General features: G+C 70.3%; 16 protein-coding genes. 9 read left to right on the top strand and 7 right to left on the bottom strand.

Translation table 11 applies throughout. The features are described from left to right. The first annotated feature begins 52 nt into the window (after positions 1-52). Genes casA through cas6e form a run of 5 tightly spaced genes read left to right on the top strand, consistent with a single transcriptional unit; the run spans position 53 to position 5035 of the window. Entirely contained in the window at positions 53-1657 is a 1605-nt protein-coding gene (gene casA / locus ACIQGQ_RS25095) for a type I-E CRISPR-associated protein Cse1/CasA (protein ID WP_402399038.1), read from the top strand. Positions 1658-1685: 28 nt separating this feature from the next. Then, the gene (gene casB, locus ACIQGQ_RS25090; protein ID WP_402399037.1) at positions 1686-2351 is read left to right on the top strand and encodes a type I-E CRISPR-associated protein Cse2/CasB; all 666 of its coding nucleotides are present in this window, start codon (positions 1686-1688) and stop codon (positions 2349-2351) included. Positions 2352-2376: 25 nt separating this feature from the next. Next, positions 2377-3552, top strand: a complete 1176-nt coding sequence (gene cas7e / locus ACIQGQ_RS25085; RefSeq protein WP_402399035.1) for a type I-E CRISPR-associated protein Cas7/Cse4/CasC — start codon at positions 2377-2379, stop codon at positions 3550-3552. 20 nt (positions 3553-3572) lie between these two features. Then, the gene (gene cas5e, locus ACIQGQ_RS25080) at positions 3573-4373 is read left to right on the top strand and encodes a type I-E CRISPR-associated protein Cas5/CasD (RefSeq protein WP_402399205.1); all 801 of its coding nucleotides are present in this window, start codon (positions 3573-3575) and stop codon (positions 4371-4373) included. After that, complete coding sequence (gene cas6e, locus ACIQGQ_RS25075; RefSeq protein ID WP_402399033.1) at positions 4370-5035, top strand: type I-E CRISPR-associated protein Cas6/Cse3/CasE; 666 nt, start codon at positions 4370-4372, stop codon at positions 5033-5035. The genes cas5e and cas6e overlap by 4 nt, the downstream gene beginning before the upstream one ends. A 162-nt stretch (positions 5036-5197) precedes the next feature. Here the strand turns inward: cas6e and ACIQGQ_RS25070 are convergent, their stop codons facing one another. The 6 genes from ACIQGQ_RS25070 to ACIQGQ_RS25045 form a co-directional block, all read right to left on the bottom strand. Continuing rightward, a complete protein-coding gene (locus ACIQGQ_RS25070) occupies positions 5198-5842 on the bottom strand; it encodes a response regulator (protein ID WP_402399031.1) in 645 nt (214 codons plus the stop codon). Further along, positions 5833-6918, bottom strand: a complete 1086-nt coding sequence (locus tag ACIQGQ_RS25065; protein ID WP_402399030.1) for a sensor histidine kinase — start codon at positions 6916-6918, stop codon at positions 5833-5835. Before ACIQGQ_RS25065 ends, ACIQGQ_RS25070 begins: the two co-directional genes overlap by 10 nt. Positions 6919-7181: 263 nt before the next feature. Then, a complete protein-coding gene (locus ACIQGQ_RS25060; RefSeq protein ID WP_402399028.1) occupies positions 7182-7844 on the bottom strand; it encodes a DedA family protein in 663 nt (220 codons plus the stop codon). Positions 7845-8060: 216 nt separating this feature from the next. Then, positions 8061-8918 (bottom strand): alpha/beta fold hydrolase, encoded by an 858-nt coding sequence (locus ACIQGQ_RS25055; protein WP_402399026.1) that lies wholly within the window; start codon positions 8916-8918, stop codon positions 8061-8063. After that, positions 8918-9859 (bottom strand): VOC family protein, encoded by a 942-nt coding sequence (locus ACIQGQ_RS25050; protein WP_402399024.1) that lies wholly within the window; start codon positions 9857-9859, stop codon positions 8918-8920. The genes ACIQGQ_RS25055 and ACIQGQ_RS25050 overlap by 1 nt, the downstream gene beginning before the upstream one ends. A 36-nt stretch (positions 9860-9895) precedes the next feature. Further along, complete coding sequence (locus tag ACIQGQ_RS25045) at positions 9896-11443, bottom strand: bifunctional 3-(3-hydroxy-phenyl)propionate/3-hydroxycinnamic acid hydroxylase (protein WP_402399023.1); 1548 nt, start codon at positions 11441-11443, stop codon at positions 9896-9898. A 185-nt stretch (positions 11444-11628) separates the two neighbouring features. On the opposite strand from ACIQGQ_RS25045, the gene ACIQGQ_RS25040 reads away from it, so the two are divergent. Further along, on the top strand, positions 11629-12288 hold the full coding sequence (locus ACIQGQ_RS25040; RefSeq protein WP_402399021.1) for a TetR/AcrR family transcriptional regulator: 660 nt from the start codon (positions 11629-11631) through the stop codon (positions 12286-12288). A gap of 27 nt (positions 12289-12315) precedes the next feature. Here ACIQGQ_RS25040 and ACIQGQ_RS25035 read toward each other — a convergent pair whose 3' ends face one another. After that, a complete protein-coding gene (locus ACIQGQ_RS25035) occupies positions 12316-13092 on the bottom strand; it encodes an IclR family transcriptional regulator (protein WP_402399019.1) in 777 nt (258 codons plus the stop codon). A gap of 68 nt (positions 13093-13160) precedes the next feature. On the opposite strand from ACIQGQ_RS25035, the gene ACIQGQ_RS25030 reads away from it, so the two are divergent. From ACIQGQ_RS25030 to ACIQGQ_RS25020, 3 genes are read left to right on the top strand one after another with little or no spacing between them, the layout of a single operon-like run. Continuing rightward, positions 13161-14321 (top strand): cupin domain-containing protein, encoded by a 1161-nt coding sequence (locus ACIQGQ_RS25030; RefSeq protein ID WP_402399017.1) that lies wholly within the window; start codon positions 13161-13163, stop codon positions 14319-14321. 2 nt (positions 14322-14323) lie between these two features. After that, entirely contained in the window at positions 14324-15151 is an 828-nt protein-coding gene (locus ACIQGQ_RS25025; protein ID WP_402399015.1) for a fumarylacetoacetate hydrolase family protein, read from the top strand. Then, on the top strand, positions 15148-15780 hold the full coding sequence (locus tag ACIQGQ_RS25020) for a maleylpyruvate isomerase family mycothiol-dependent enzyme (RefSeq protein WP_402399014.1): 633 nt from the start codon (positions 15148-15150) through the stop codon (positions 15778-15780). The genes ACIQGQ_RS25025 and ACIQGQ_RS25020 overlap by 4 nt, the downstream gene beginning before the upstream one ends. Positions 15781-15789: the final 9 nt, after the last annotated feature.

The following is a 15789-nucleotide window of genomic DNA, read 5'->3' as shown; positions in this document are numbered from 1 at the left end:
CCCCGTACTGCCGTCTAACATTCAGTGCACGTTTGACCACGGAGGGAGGGGCGTGGCCGCGTCCAATCTGATCGACCAGCCATGGATTCCGGTCGCATGGCTGGAGGGGGAGTCGGGCCCACCGCAAGTGGGCCTCAGGGATCTGTTCCTGCACGCCCGAGAAATTCGCACGCTGCTGGTCCCGGACAGTCCGGCTCACTCGGCGCTGCTGCGCGTGCTGTACGCGCTCACCGCCCGGATCGCTGCGCTGGATCAGGCCGGTCCCGGGAGCTGGGGTGATCGGCGGGAGGAGATCATCGAGCAGGGTCTTCCCGAACAGAGCATCGAGCTCCCCGACGGTCGCAGGGCCGGCATCGCCGGCTACTTCGACCAGTGGGCCCACCGTTTCGACCTGTTCGACCGTGATCGTCCTTGGCTCCAGGACCCTCGCCTTCCCGACCAGTGCGACAGGAGCCAAACTGCCGGGGTCCACAAGCTGGTCATGAGCCGGTCAGCAGGCAACAACCACTCCTGGTTCGGGCACTGGAGCCGCGACAAGCTCGTGCTCCCCGATCTTTCGCAGGCGGCGCTGTCGCTGCTGACCTGGCACTACTGGGGAGCCCCCGGGGGACTCTCCAGGCGTGCGGTCGACAACGTGAGCCACCACTACGCGAAGGCGTCACCGCTGCGAGCCGCGCTGTCTTATCACCCGGAGTGCGACAACCTCCTCCTGACACTGCTGGCAGGTCTGACTCCGCCGGATGGCGACGTCAGCCGGCAGACCGACCTGTGTCCGTGGGAGCGTGAGGACCTCCCGGACCCCCTCAAGCCGATGCCCGAGCCGCAGGGCCCCTGCTCGCGGCTCACCGCCTGTTCACAACACGCTCTCTGTCTCGTCCCCGCCGAGGACGGTGAGCACACCGCCGACGCATACATCACCTGGGCCTACAACGCCGAGCGCATCCGGCCGGAAGACGACTTCCTGATCTGGGACATCGGCAAGGACGGAGAAACCTCCCCCCGGCTCGCGCGCGCCTCCCGTTCCCTCTGGCGGGACCTCGACGCCCTCCTGCTCAAACAGCTGGACGACGAGAGCCCCATCCAGCCGAAGGTCATGGACCACGCATTCGACGTCAGCGAGTACTTGCGTGTGCGGGCGCTCGGCTTCGAACAGGACGCCAGTCAGTCGGCCAATCATCAGTATGTCGACTCCACGACCCCGGTACTCCTTTCCCGAGTGGAGGAAGAGGTGGTGAGCAGCGACCGGCCTGTCCGTCAGCTCCGCGAGCTCGGTGAGCTCTTCGGGGGCCGGCTGGAGCAGGCCACGAAGGAAGCCTGGCTGAAGTACACGGATGACAAGAAGAACGATCCGGGGGCTTGGCTGGACGCGGTCGCGGCACGGTACTGGCCGTCCGCGGAGGACGAGTTCTGGTCCAGGTTCAGGCAGTTGAACCGATCCGACTGTGCGGTGGACTCCACCTTCGACTTCGAGGCCGCGTGCCGGGCCTTCGGGCGCCACGCACTCGATGCGTACGAGGCAGTGACCGATTCCGTGACACGCACACCTCGGGGCGCGAAGGCCGTTGCCAGGGCGAAGGCGATCATCCTCGCCGCCCTGAAGGACCCGCGCAAGGCGATGGAGCAACCGAAGACGAAAAGGGCGGCCAAGAAGTCGTGACCGGCGCCCACCGACCCGAGGACAGTCAGTGACCTTCCACGCCCCTGATGCGAGCAAGCACCAGCGGATTCGCGCCTCGTACACCGCCTTCACCATGAGCATCGAACGCTTGTGCCGTGTGGACCCCGGTGCCCGTTCGGCCCTGCGTGCTGGTCTGCGCCGAGATTTGGATGACCCGCGAGCCCGTGCCATGCACCGGCTGCTGACGCCGCGCCTGCCGGAGGAGTGCGATGACAGAACGGCGCAGGCCTACTACACGGTGGCCTCGCTGATCGCGGCCCAGCCCCGACACGCCTTCGCGCCCGGCCAGGAAGCCGACGAAGGCACCGCGGACGAACAAGGGGAGCAGGTTCCCCAGGAGGGCGGAGAGCCGGACGAGGAGGCCGCTCCGTCGGAGCGGACCTCGTACGGATCCTCGTTCGGCGCCACTTTGGGGCAAGCAGCCATCGCGAAGGGTGCCTCCATGAGGATGAGCGCCGCAGAGAACAGCATCAACCTGCTGGCGCGGCAGAGTCTCCGAGGCATCCACCTCCACCTTCCTTCCGCGGTGAATCGGGTGCGCACCACCGATGCCCCGATCGATTGGGGGCAGTTGCTGGCGGACCTCGTCAACTGGCCGCATGGATCAGGGCGTATCAGTCGCCGCTGGCTGCAGGACTTCTACCGGATCACCGCCCATGCCGACCGGGACTGACCCGCTCACCCCAAGGAGACCCCTGATGGACATCGAGCCACGCTTCCTCGACATCCACATCGTCCAGCCCGTTCCCTACGCGAACCTGAACCGGGACGACACCAACTCGGTGAAGACCATGATCTACGGGGATGCCCTGCGCACCCGCATCTCCAGTCAGTCCTGGAAACGGGCCATCCGTGAGCACTTCCAGGACGCGCTCGGTGACAAGGCGCTGCGCACACGCCGCGTCGGTGAGCGAGTCACCGAGGTGCTCCGCGACCGTGGGTGGGAGGAGGCGCTTGCCGAACGTGCCGGTGCGCACGTAGCGGCTGGGAGCAGCATCAAGTGGGAGGTGGCCAAGGGGAGGGACAAGCAGCCCATCACGAACAAGGTCCTGACCAATGCGCTCGTCTATCTCCCCGAAGACGCCGTCGAGGAACTCGCAGACATCGCCGAAGCCCACAAGGAAGCCCTCACGGACGACTTCACCGGAAAAGGGAAGGCGAAGCCCGAGAGCGTCCTGAAGGGGAAGATCGACAAGATCCTCATCAGGAGGAACGGGGTCATCAACCTCTTCGGCCGCATGCTCGCCGAGGTCGACCAGGCTGGTGTCGACGGTGCCGTCCAGGTCGCGCACGCCTTCACCACCCACGCCACCGAGGTCGAACTCGACTACTTCGCAGCCGTCGACGATGTCACCGCGACGAAGGGTGATGAGACCGGCAGCGGCCACATGGGCACTGCGGAATTCAGCACGGGAACCCTGTACCGGTTCGCCACGGTCGACCTACGGGAACTCACCAAGAACCTGAGCGACGACAACGACATCGCCGTCCACGCCGCCCGCGAACTCGCCGGCCAGTTCCTGCTCTCCTTCATCGAGTCACTGCCGCAGGCCAAGAAGAACTCCACGGCCCCGCACTCACTCCCGCACCTGGTCCACGTGGCGGTCCGCTCCGACCGGCCCTTGTCCTTCGCCGCGGCCTTCGAGGAACCCGTACGGTCCGCTCAACACGGCGGCTACGTCGTGCGCTCCGTGGAAAGCATCGACGCCTACTCCAAGGCCGCAAACACTCTTCTCGGCCCGGACCGCGTTCTGCACACGGCGCACGCCTCCCTCCACTTCGACAAGCTGGAGCATCTGGGAGAACGCCATTCGTCCTTCGAGGCTCTCGTCACCACGGCCGTCGACGTGGCGCTCGCCGAGGCTCCGCAGTGACCGAAGAACACGCCCGCGGGATGCTGTTGCGCCTGGCAGGCCCGCTGCAGTCCTGGGGCACGCACAGCAAATACCTGTGGCGTGACACCGCCAGATTCCCCACTCGGTCCGGCGTCGTGGGCATGCTGGCCGCAGCTCTCGGCAGGGAGCGCGAGGCGGCCCTGGACGACCTCACGACCCTGTCGATGACGGTACGGGTCGACCGTCCCGGTGTTGTGCTATCCGACTTCCACACCGTAGGCGGTGGGCTGGCCGCCGACGAAACAGTGATCACTGTCGACGGGAAACGCCGACCGGAGGGTAAGGGCACTCTGGTATCCAAACGCCAGTACCTGGCTGACGCGGCCTTCACCATCGCGCTCACCTCCGACGACGCGGCGCTGCTCGACTTGTGCGCTGCTGCCCTGCGCGACCCGCACTGGCCCCTCTTCCTCGGCCGACGGTCCTGCCCGCCGGAAGGCCCGATCCTGCTGGGAATCGTAGAAGACCCGTTGCACCACCTCGTGCGGCTCCCGCTCGCAGCCAAGAGGCCGCGCCGCGGCCCACAGCCGACCGACTTCTACAGCGACAGGCCGCTCGGTGTGCTCCCCGTGGACTCCGACGCCCCGGACAGGAACGATGGCGATCACCACAGCGGCGAAGTCACCGACGAGCCACTGTCGTTCGCACCGCTGGAACGCCGGTACCGCCCCCGGCCGCTGTACCGGCGTGCTGTGCAGTTGCCGGATGCCGCGTATGAAGGCTTCGGTGTCGGCTACCTCGAAAAACTCCGCACCTACATCGACACCTGTGCCGTCAAGCCGGAGAGGAACGCCCGGTGACTTTGTGGTTGACCCGCATCGTGCCCTCGCCCAGTTCTCGCGAGGCCCGGAGGGACCTCGGCGGCAGCGATCAGGGCATCCGGCTGCACCGGCGAATGCTGCAGATGTTTCCCGACGGAGTCGAAGGCCCGGCCAGGGCCGCATTCGGAGTTCTGTTCCGTGCTGAGGAAGGTCCACTCGGACCGCGAATCCTCCTGCAGAGCCACGTAGAACCCGACTCCTCGCGCCTGCCGGAAGCCTACGGCAGCGTTGAAACCCGCTCTCTCGATGCTTTGTTGTCGAACCTGCACAAGGGGATGGTCGTCAACTACCGTTGCGTGGCCAACCCGGTGCGCAAGCCCGGGGCCACTTCTCGGGAAGTCTATGGGCTTCCACCGGTCGTGGCCCTGAGCGGCAACGCCGCTGTTGAATGGTGGGAACGGCAGTCCAACGCAGGCGGGTTGGAGCCGTTGCACATCAACGCCCACCCGCTCGCCATGGTGCGAGGCCTCCAGGGCTTCAAAGGGACCGCCGCGAAGCAGCGCATCCAGCATGCCCGCACACAATTCGACGGGACGGCCCGAGTCCTCGACGCCGAGCTGCTTCGCGAGAAGCTCGCCACGGGCATCGGGCGGGGCAAGGCATACGGATGCGGGCTTCTCAGCATCGCTCCCGCTCGATGAGCTCATCCACGCGCGCTGACGGATGGTGTCGTGGGCTCCGTGTGCGTGGGTGAGGAGAGAAGACGAGGAAGCCGCACGGGGACGGTGGGGTCACTGGGGCGTGTCGCGGCCACTTCCACCGCCGCCGCCGCTGGGGTGGCCCAGGCCGGACCAGCGGTTCGGCTACGACTCCAGGTAGCGGAGCACGGCCAGGATGCGTCTGCTGTAGCCGGTCGTGCGGGACAGGTCCAGTTTGTCGAAGACGGAGTTGAGGTTCTTCTCCACCGAGCTGAGCGAGAGGTGCAGCTTCTGGGCGATGGCGGTGTTCGTGTGGCCCTGGGCGAGGGCCTCCAGGACCGTGCGTTCCCGGGGGGTCAGTCGTGCCAGTGGGTCGCCGTGGGTGGTCCGGACGACCAGTTGCCGTACGACTTCCGGGTCGATCGCCGCTTTGCCGGCGTGGATGCGGTCGAGGGCGTCGAGGAACTCCTCGACCTGTGCCACCCGGTCCTTGAGGAGGTAGCCGACCCGTTCGGCGTTGGACGCGAGCAGCTTGGCGGCGTAGTTGCGTTCGACGTACTGGGAAAGGACGAGCACCCCGGTCCCGGGGAAGCGCTCCCGGATCTCGACGGCCGCCCGTAGTCCCTCGTCGGTGTGGGTCGGGGGCATCCGGATGTCGGCGACGACGATGTCCGGGCGCTGTTCCTCGACCTCCTTGAGCAGGGTCACCGCGTCGCCCAGCGCCGCCAGGACCTCGTGGCCCTCCTCGGCGAGCAGCCTGACCAGGCCCTCGCGCAGCAGGGTCGAGTCCTCGGCCAGGATTACGCGCATGGGAGCTCCGCGGTGATGGTGGTCGGTCCCCCGAGGGGGCTGTGGAGGTGCAGGGTGCCGTCGAGGGCGGCCACCCGGCTGCGCAGCCCGGTGAGGCCGCTGCCGGATTCGTCCGCGCCGCCGGTGCCGTCGTCCTCGACCCGTACGGTGAGCAGCGCGCCGTCGAGGGTCACCGCCACCGAGATCGCCGAGGCGCGGGAATGTTTCGCCGCGTTCGTCACGGACTCCGACACCACGAAGTAGGCGGCGGTCTCGACCGGCCGGGGCAGCGGACCGCCGACGTCGAAGCGGGTCCGCAGCGGAATGCCGCACCGTTCGGCGACGCCGCCGATCGCCTCTTCGAGCCCGAGGCTGTCCAGCGCCGACGGATACACCCGCCAGGCGACCTCGCGCAGTTCGGTCAGTACGTTCCGGGACTCCTCGTGCGCCTGGAGCAGCAGCGCGGCGGTCTGCTCGGGGTCGCGGCCCCGGCGCGCCCGGCCGATCAGCATGCCGAGCGCCACCAGTCGCTGCTGCATCCCGTCGTGCAGGTCCCGCTCGATGCGCCGCCGCTCGGTGTCGACTGCGGCGACGACCGCGGCCCGGCTGGCGGCGAGTTCGTCGATGCGGCGTCGGAGCAGTTCCCGCTCGGAGGGACCGAAGCACTCCCGGGTGATCCGGGCGTCGAGCGCGGCGAGTGAGTGCAGGCCCTGGACATCGAGGAAGAGCAGGACGCCGCCGAGCAGGACCTGGGTGAGCAGCTCGTCCCAGTCGAGGGTGCCCCGGACGACACCGCCGGCCAGGAGACCTGCCAGGACGGCCCCGAAGACGAGGAGTCCGACGACCACCATGTGGAGCAGGCCCGTGCAGACGCGGATCGCGAGGTAACGCAGGATTTTCTGGTCGGAAGCCGTGTAGTGCTCGGGGAAGAGGTCGCCGAAGAAGTCGGAGCGCCGGACCCGTTCGAAGGCGGCCAGGCGCCGGGCGCCGGTCATCAGGATCTCCAGGGCACTCGGCCGGGTGTGCGGCCAGAGGAGGAACGGGCCGAGGGCCGTTCCGACGACGAGGAAGTACAGGGCGCCGACCAGGGCGGTCACGCTGCCGACGAGGCTCCCCAGGCCGCGTCGGGGCCAGGACGGAACGGTCGTACGCGTGATGGTCCCGTCCCCAACGGAGCCGTCCCCAATGCAGCCGTCCTCAACGGAGTTGTTCCCGGCGGGCTCGGGCCACGGCCGGTCGGACGCGGTGCCCCCCAGATCCCCTTGCACGGGGCCCGAGGCTAGTGCGCCCGTGCGGACCGGGCAAGATCGTCCGGGCGGCACGGGGAGGGGGACCGTGCCGTTCGGGCGGGAGCCGGGGGTCACGAGGCGCGGCGGTGCCGGGCCTGGCCGCGGCTGCGCAGCCGGACCGCCAGGTAGGTGGCGACGGCGACGAGGACGAGGGCCGCGACGATCTTCGACAGGATGCCGACGTAGGTCTCCACGACATCCCACTGGTCGCCCAGCCAGTAGCCGGCCATGACGAGGACGCTGTTCCAGACGAGGCTGCCGAGTGTGGTGAGCATGAGGAACACGGGCATGGGCATCCGCTCGACGCCCGCCGGTACCGAGATCAGGCTCCGGAAGATCGGCACCATCCTGCCGAGAAAGACCGCCTTGGTGCCGTGCCGGGCGAACCACTCCTCGGTACGGACCAGGTCCGACGCGTTCACCAGCGGCAGCTTTCCCCAGATCGCGTGCATCCGCTCCCGGCCGAAGAGCATCCCGATCCAGTAGAGCGCCACCGCCCCGACCACGGAGCCGAGCGTCGTCCAGAACAGTGCCGAGACCAGGCTCAGTACGCCCTGACCGGCGGCGAAGCCGGTCAGCGGCAGGATGACCTCGCTGGGCAGCGGCGGGAAGAGGTTCTCCAGGGCGATGGCCAGACCGGCTCCCGGGCCGCCCAGTGTGTCGACGAGACCGGCGGCCCAGCCGGCGAAGCCGTCCGTGGGCTGCTGGGCGAGCGCCAGGATCGTGAGGTGCATGAGGGACTCCAAGTCGGAGGGGAGGCGGGGCGGTTGCCCCGTCGTTCTCCCTGTTCTCCCTCGAAACTAGAAATCGCCGCTCCGTACCGGTATGCGGGTTGCCGCCCGCTCCGGTGGTGCTTCCCGTACGTCCGACCCTGCGGTTTTCCGCAGGGTCGGACGCGCGAAAGGCGGGCGGCGCCCGGCGGTCGGGCCCCCCGGGGCCGTGACGGCCGGTCAGGACTCGACGGGGTTTCCCCGGACGAAGTCGATGACCAGGCGGTTGAACTCCTCGGCGTGCTCGATCATCGCCCAGTGGCCGCAGCGGTTGAGCAGGACGAGGCGGGAGTCCGGGATGTTCGCCAGGAGGAACAGGGAGTTCTCGAAGGGGACCACCCGGTCGTCGCGGCCGTGGATGAGCAGGGTGGGTACCGTGATGCCGCTCAGCCGGGCCGGGTCCACCCAGCGGGGCAGGGGAGCACCCTTCGGGAGGCCCGCCACGTAGTTGGAGAGGTGCTCGGGGCGGGCGAGGGCCGCCCGGGAGCGGGCCTCGCACAGCTCGGGGGTCGCGAAGCGCGCCTTGTCGTAGCACATGATCTCGACGAGCCGGCGCATGTTCTCCGGGCTCGCGTCCCGGTACGCCTCGATGAGGACCTTCAGCCCCTCGGACGGGCCGTCACCGGCGGCGAACAGGTTGGGGATGCGCCCGACCGGCGGGCCCATGGTCACCAGGTGGCTGATCCGGTCCGGGTGCTCGGTGGCCAGCCGGAGCGAGGTCTGGCCGCCCATGGAGTTCCCCACGAAGGCGGCGCGGGGGATGTCCAGCGCGTCGAGGAACTGGATCGCGGCGTCGACGTGGTCGAGCTGCTCGACCGTGGCCGCGTCCGATTCGCCCCAGCCGGGCATGTCGACCGCGTACACGTGGAAGTGCTCGGCGAGCGCCTCGATGTTGCCGCTGAAGTTGCTCCAGCCGGTCGCCCCCGGGCCGCTGCCGTGCAGCAGCACCAGCGGGTGGCCGGAGCCGGCCTCGTAGTAGCGCAGCGTCCAGTCGCGGGTCCGGACCGTCCGGGTGATCTGTTCCTTGTCGAGTGCCATCAGCTCTCTCCTCCTTCGGTGTCCAGCGGGGACGGCGCGGCGGCCAGCAGCTCGGCCACCACGCCCGGCGGGCGGTGGCCCCAGCTGTGCAGCCGGTCCAGGGTGCGCACCTGCCAGGTGGCGTCGTCGATGATGAGCCCGCCCCAGCCGTACTCGACGGAGAAGCCGGAGGGGGTGAGGACGTAGAAGCTGAACATGTGGTCGTTGGGGTGCATCCCCAACGTCATCTCGAACGGCTGCTTGGCGTCCATGCACCGGTCGTAGGCCAGGCCCACGTCCCGGATGTCGGTGACCTCGACCATGAAGTGGTGGGTGCGCTTGGGGGACGGCATGTCGCCGAACGCGACACTGTGGTGGCGGCCGTTGCAGTGCAGGAAGATCAGGTCGGCGACGACACCGGGGGCCAGCTCCTCGACGATGATGTCGCTGATCCGGAAGCCGAGCAGGTCCTGGTAGAAGCCCAGGTACTCCTCACGGCTCACCCCGCGGGCCAGCAGAACCTGGTGTCCGGCGCCGCCGGGCCCGGTGACGAAGTCGCCGAGCAGCGACGCGGAGGCGAACGGGGTGTCGGCGTCGGCGAGGCCGGTGACCAGCTCGACGCGGTTGCCCATCGGGTCGGTGGTGGTGAAGATCCGGTCCACCCGGCGGGCCGCGGCGAGCGCCGCGTCCCCCTCGTCGACCCGGACGCCGGCCGCCCGCAACCGCTCGACCAGCGCGTCGAGTTCGCCGCCGTCCTCGACCTCGTACCCGCTGGCGGCCAGGTCGTCGGCCGGCCCCCGGGTGACGATCCAGCGGTGCGCCTTCTCGTCCAAACGCAGGCCGAACCAGTCCTCGCCCCGTTCGCCGAGCTGCATGCCGAGCAGCTCGACCCCGAAGCGTTCCCAGTCGGTGAGGTCGCCGACCTCGTAGACCACGTAGGCGAGTTCCTTGACTCCGCTCATGGGAGGTTCCTCCTTCTGAAGGGTGGTGGACGGCGGTCAGGCGGGGACGGCGAGGCCGCTGGTGTCGGCGGCCGCCACGAAACGGTCGGGGCGCAGGGCCACCGCGCGTACGCCGTACCGGCGCAGCCACGGACCGAGCACGCCTTCCAGGTCGACGAGCTCGTCGGGCCCCTGGGTGTAGGCGCTCTGCGGGCGGACCGCGAGATAGCGGGCACCGAGCGCGTCCCACTGGGCGCGCTCCGGCCCGGTCAGCAGGGTCGAGGGGTCGACGTCGTCGCCCAGCAGGACGAAGGCGTCGCCGAGCAGCTCGTCCAGGCGGGCCATCCGGCCGACGGTGTCGCCGACCACCGGCTGCGGCACCATCCGGCCGACGATGCTGGCGTCGCCGAGCGGGCCGCGCAGCCAGCCGGCCGCCAGCACCGGCGGCGCGGTCAGCGGCGGCTCGAAGGGGGTGACGAGCGCCTCGGACGGCGGCGCGGAGAGGGCGGCCTGCTCCTCCTCGGACGCCTCCTGCCTGATCACCCGGCCGAGCCGCACGGCCAGCCCGGTGTAGAAGTCGGCGTTGGGGCGGCGCTCGGCCTCGTAGGTGTCGAGCCAGGACTCGTCCAGCTCCCCGGCCAGCACCCGGCCGAGCTTCCAGCCCAGGTTGTGCGCGTCGCGCATCCCGGTCTGCATCCCGGCCCCGGCCCACGGCGGCATCAGGTGCGCGGCGTCACCGGCCAGGAAGACCCGGCCGGAGCGCCAGGTCCGCGCCGACCGCACATGGTGGCGGTAGAAGGCGTGCTGGTGGATCTCGACGTCGTCCTCGCTCACCCCCAGCGCCTTGAGGAGGGGCCACACCTCGGCGCTGGTCGGGAAGTCGGCCTCGGTCTCGTGCGGCTTGAGCGGGATCTCCCAGCGGTGGTTGCCGGCCGACAGCGCGATGTCGACGACCGGCCGCTCCGCGTCCGTCCAGAAGGTGAGGAAGTCGCGGTCGGGCCACCAGCGCTTGACCCGGCAGTCGATGACCACCCAGGTCATCTCGTTGGTGTCGCCGTCCAGCGGGATGCCCAGGCTCTGCCGGGCCGGGCTGCTCCCGCCGTCCGCGGCGATCGCGTACCGGGTCCGGTACCGGTGGACCTCGCCGGTGGCCGTGTCGGTGGTGGTGACCGTGACCCCGGAGCCGTCCTGCTCGATCCCGGTCACCTCGGCGCCGTAGCGGACCTGGACCGAGTCCCCGCGCTCCTGCGCGCAGGAGCGCAGCTCGGCCTCCATGACCGGCTGGTAGATGTTGTAGAAGCGGGGCCCCGCCCCGAGCGCCGACGGCGGATGCTCGATGCGCATCACCTCGTGGCCGTCGTACGTCACCCAGCGCAGCGCCCGCTGCGGGTCGATGACCTTTCCGATGCGCTCGCCGATGCCCAGGCTCTGGAAGATCCGCATGGTCCAGTCGTTGACCGTGACCGCCCGGGCCCGGGGGTAGATCTCCTTGTCCCGTTCGAAGGCGATCACTCGCGCGCCCTGCTGGGCGAGGGACAGAGCACCGACGACGCCCGTGGGCCCGTAGCCGATGACGGCGACGTCCGCGTCGAAGTTCTGGGGCATGGCGGCCTCCTTGCCGGTCGTCCCAAGTTTTGGACCGGTCGTTCAGTCCAATAGTGGGGACTGTCACACGGCTGAAAAAAGCCGGTCAAGAGGGTGCAAGCCGGATTCCGCAGAGCAGAATCAGCCGCTGTTCGGGCGCCGGACACCTAAAATCCACCCGGTCGAGCGCGGGTATGCTTCAGCGCGTGGACCCCAGGCGCGACATGACCGGCAACCGCAGAGGGCGGCGCTCCCGGGAAGAGATACTCGAGGTCGCGTCCCGCCTGATGGCCGAGCGCGGCTACGCGGCGACCACGTTGTCGGAGCTCAGCCGGGAATCGGGGCTCCCCAAGAGCGCGGTCTACCACCACTTCCGGTCCAAGGCCGGGCTGCTCTCCGCGGTGATGGAGCACGGTGCCCACGCCTTCTTCCAGGGCATGGCCCGGGCGCAGGAGAACCCGCCGCGCCAGGGGAGCGTACGGGAGCGGCTGGGGTGGTACCTCCAGCGCACCGGGGAGGTGTTTCTCGCCAACCCGGATTTCCTGCGGCTGCACCTGATCCTGCTGATGAACGCCGAGGCGGGCGAGGCCGCGGAGGCCGCGGAGATCGACCGGATCCTCGACCGGGTGCGGTGGGACGGCCGCGCGCACATGAACCGCATGCTCGCCGACTCGTTCGCCGTGTACGGGGCAAAGACCGCACAGGCCGTGGCCGACCGGCTGGACTACTTCGCCATCGCGGGCTTCGACGGGGCCTTCGTCGCCTGGCAGGCGGACCCGTCCCGCTCGATGGCCGACGCGATGGAACTGCTGACCGACGCGGTCGCGGCCCTCGGCGAGTCGTTCGCGGAGGGGCTGCGGGCCTGACCGCCCGAGGGCCGCGCCCCCGCCCGGTCACCGATGCTCGGCGAGGTCCTCCTCCAGGGCGCGCGCCGTGGCGTTCAGGGCCGTGACCAGGGACGGAAGCCGATGGGGGTCGTAGCGCACACTGGGCATCGACACCGACAGACCGGCCAGCGCGCTGCCCTCCCGGTCGCGGACCGGCACGCCGACGGCGATCAGGCCCCGCTCGGAGCGTTCCCGGTTCACCGCGAACCCGTTGCGCCGCAGCCGTCTCAGCTCCGCACGCAGCCGGGCCGGGTCCGGTCCGTCCGCCGGACGGTCGTGCTGCGGCCCGGTCGTGTACACCTCGTCCAGCTCCTCGTCGGAGAGGTCGGCGAGCAGGAGCAGCCCCGCCGTGGTGCGGTGCGCCGGGAACACCATGCCCTCCCGGGAGCCGACCCGCAGGGCCTGCCGGCACTCGACGCTGGCGATGAACCGGACCGTGCCCCCGGTGCGCACCGTCAGGTTCGCGGTCTCGCCGAGCAGGTCCACGACCTGGTGGAGATGGGGCATGGCAGCCGTGCGCAGCCGTGAGACCAGCGACTGGGAGTGCGCGGCGAGCTCCAGCACCGGCCCCGCCCGGTAGAGGCGGTCCTCGTCCTGCACCGCGAAGTCCCGGTAGACCAGCATCGCCAGGACCCGGTGGGCGGTGGACCGGGCCACGCCCAGCCGTTCGGCGATCTGCGAGACGGTCGCCCCGCCCTCCAGCTGGAGGATTGCGGCGGCGCGCAGCGCGTGGTCCACGCTGGCGATCGGATAGGGCGGCGGTGTCTTCAGCGGTTTGTCCATGACGGTCCTCTGATTCTGCTCTCCAGAATCTCCATGTTCTCTCACCAGACGCCGCGCAGGCTGAGCCCGTGACTGAGATCTCCATCGCCCAAGACACCGCCACGGGTTCCCCGGTCCGGCTCCAGGCTGTCGCCGCAGAGGGTCAGCCGGAGGTCACCCCGGCCCTCGAAGAGCTCTACCGGGGCTTCGAACAGGAACTCCTCGTCCCGCTGTGGACCGAGATCGGCGACCTGATGCCGTCCCACCCGCGTTCGCGCGCCGTGCCGCACCTGTGGCGCTGGGAGCGGCTGCGGGAGCTGGCGTCCCGGGCCGGGGACCTGGTCCCCGTCGGCCGGGGCGGCGAACGCCGGGCCATCGCGCTGGCCAACCCCTCGCTCGGCGGCCGGCCCTTCGCCACCCCGACCCTGTGGGCGGCGATCCAGTACCTCATGCCCGGCGAGGACGCCCCCGAGCACCGGCACACCCAGCACGCCTTCCGCTTCGTCGTCGAGGGCTCGGGCGTGTGGACGGTCGTCGGCGGCGACCCGGTGCCGATGAACCGCGGCGACTTCCTCCCGCAGGCCGGCTGGAACTGGCACGCCCACCACAACGCGACCACCGAACCGATGGCCTGGATCGACGGCCTGGACATCCCCTTCCAGTACCTCACCGAGGCGCAGTTCTTCGAGTTCGGCCGCGACGTGATCGGCGAGGCCGAGCGGATCACCCCTGAGCGGTCACGCTCCGAGCGCCTGTGGGGCCACCCCGGCCTGCGCCCGCTCGCGGCCGCCCCGACCACGCCGGGCAGCCCGCTGCTCTCGTACAAGTGGGAACACACCAACGCCGCCCTGCGCGACCAACTCCTGCTGGAACGCGAGGGGTTCGGCGCCACCGTGGAGCCCGGCCACGCCGCGGTCCGCTACACCAACCCGCATGACGGATCCGACGTACTGCCCACGCTCCGCGCCGAGTTCCACCGCGTCGCCCGCGGCGCCGAGACCGCGCCGGTGCGCGAGACCGGCTCGTCGGTGTACCAGGTCTTCGACGGCTCCGGCGTGGTGACCGTCGGCGGGAAGTCCTGGACGGTGACCCGCGGCGACCTGTTCGCCGTCCCGTCCTGGGAACCGTTCACCGCCAGGTCCGAGGCCGGTACGACCGACTCCGACGAGGGCTCCCTCGACCTCTTCCGCTTCTCCGACGCGCCCGTCTTCGAGGCGCTCAAGCTCGACCGCACCCAGAAGGACGCCTGACCATGAAGCTCGCCACCATCCGCACCACCGACGGCACCCGCGCGGTCCGCCTCGACGGCGACCACCTGGTCGACCTCGGCCACCCCGACCTGGGCGCACTCCTCGCCGAGACCGACTGGCGGACCGCCGCGGCCGCCGCGACCGGCCCCACGTACCCCGTGGCGGGCGCCGACTTCGCGCCGGTCGTCCCCAACCCCTCCAAGATCATCTGCGTGGGGCACAACTACACCAACCACATCAAGGAGATGGGCCGGGAACTGCCCGCCCACCCGACCCTCTTCCCGAAGTTCGCCGACACCCTGATCGGCGCCGGTGACGACATCGTCAAGCCGGCCGAGACCGACGCGCTCGACTGGGAGGTCGAACTGGCCCTCGTGATCGGCGGGACGGTACGCCGCGCCGACGAGCGGCAGGCCGCCGACGCCATCGCCGGCTTCACCGTCATGAACGACATCTCGGCCCGCGACTGGCAGTTCCGCACCATCGAGTGGACCCAGGGCAAGATCTGGGACTCCTCCACCCCGGTCGGCCCCTACGTCGTCACCCCCGACGAGGTCGGCGGCGTCCGCCCCTCGCTGGAGGTACGGACGACCGTCGACGGCCGGACCATGCAGCACGACGACACCGGAACCCTGCTGTTCGACCCGGTCTTCCTGGTCCAGTACATCTCCACCGTGATCACACTGCGCCCCGGCGACATCATCGCCACCGGCACCCCCGCCGGGGTGGGCAACGCCCGCGACCCGAAGGTCTTCCTGCTGCCGGGCCAGAGCGTCGTCACCGAGATCTCCGGCCTGGGCGCCTGCACCAACAAGGTGGTCGAGGCATGACGGCCCCCGCACGGACCGTGGCCGACGCGCGCGCCTGGGCCCGCGCGGGCACGGAGCTGGTCCTCGGCGCCGTCGCGGACCTCGACGAGGCCGGATTCCGGGCCGACAGCGCCCTGCCCGGCTGGACGCGGGGCCACCTCGCCGCCCATGTCGCCGCGAACGCCGACGCCCTGGGCAACCTCGTCCACTGGGCGGCCACCGGGGAGGAGACGCCCATGTACGCCTCCGCCGAGGCCCGCGCCGAGGGCATCGCCAGGGGCCCGTCCCTCTCCGCCGACGAGCTGCGGTCCTGGCTGACCGCCTCCGCGCAACGGCTCGCCGAGGGGCTCGACGCCCTCGCCGACGAGCAGTGGCAGCACCCGGTCGTCACCGCCCAGGGCCGCACCGTCCCCGCCACCGAACTGCCCTGGATGCGGGCCCGGGAGGTCTGCGTCCACGCCGTCGACCTCGCCACCGGCACCGTCTTCACCGACCTGCCGGACGGCTTCCTCACCGCGCTGGCCGACGAGATCCGCGACCGGCGCGGACTGGCCGGCCTGCCCGAAGGACCGCTGCCGGAGATCGCCGCCTGGCTGTCCGGCCGCCCGCACTCGCTCGCCGACGCCCCCGCGCTCGGCCCGTGGCTCTGAGGAGTCGAA

This window comes from Streptomyces sp. NPDC092952 (assembly GCF_044754785.1).
In the GTDB taxonomy this organism is placed as follows: Bacteria; Actinomycetota; Actinomycetes; order Streptomycetales; family Streptomycetaceae; genus Streptomyces.
Note: the sequence above shows the minus strand (reverse complement) of the source record. Positions and strands in the feature narration are given on the sequence as shown.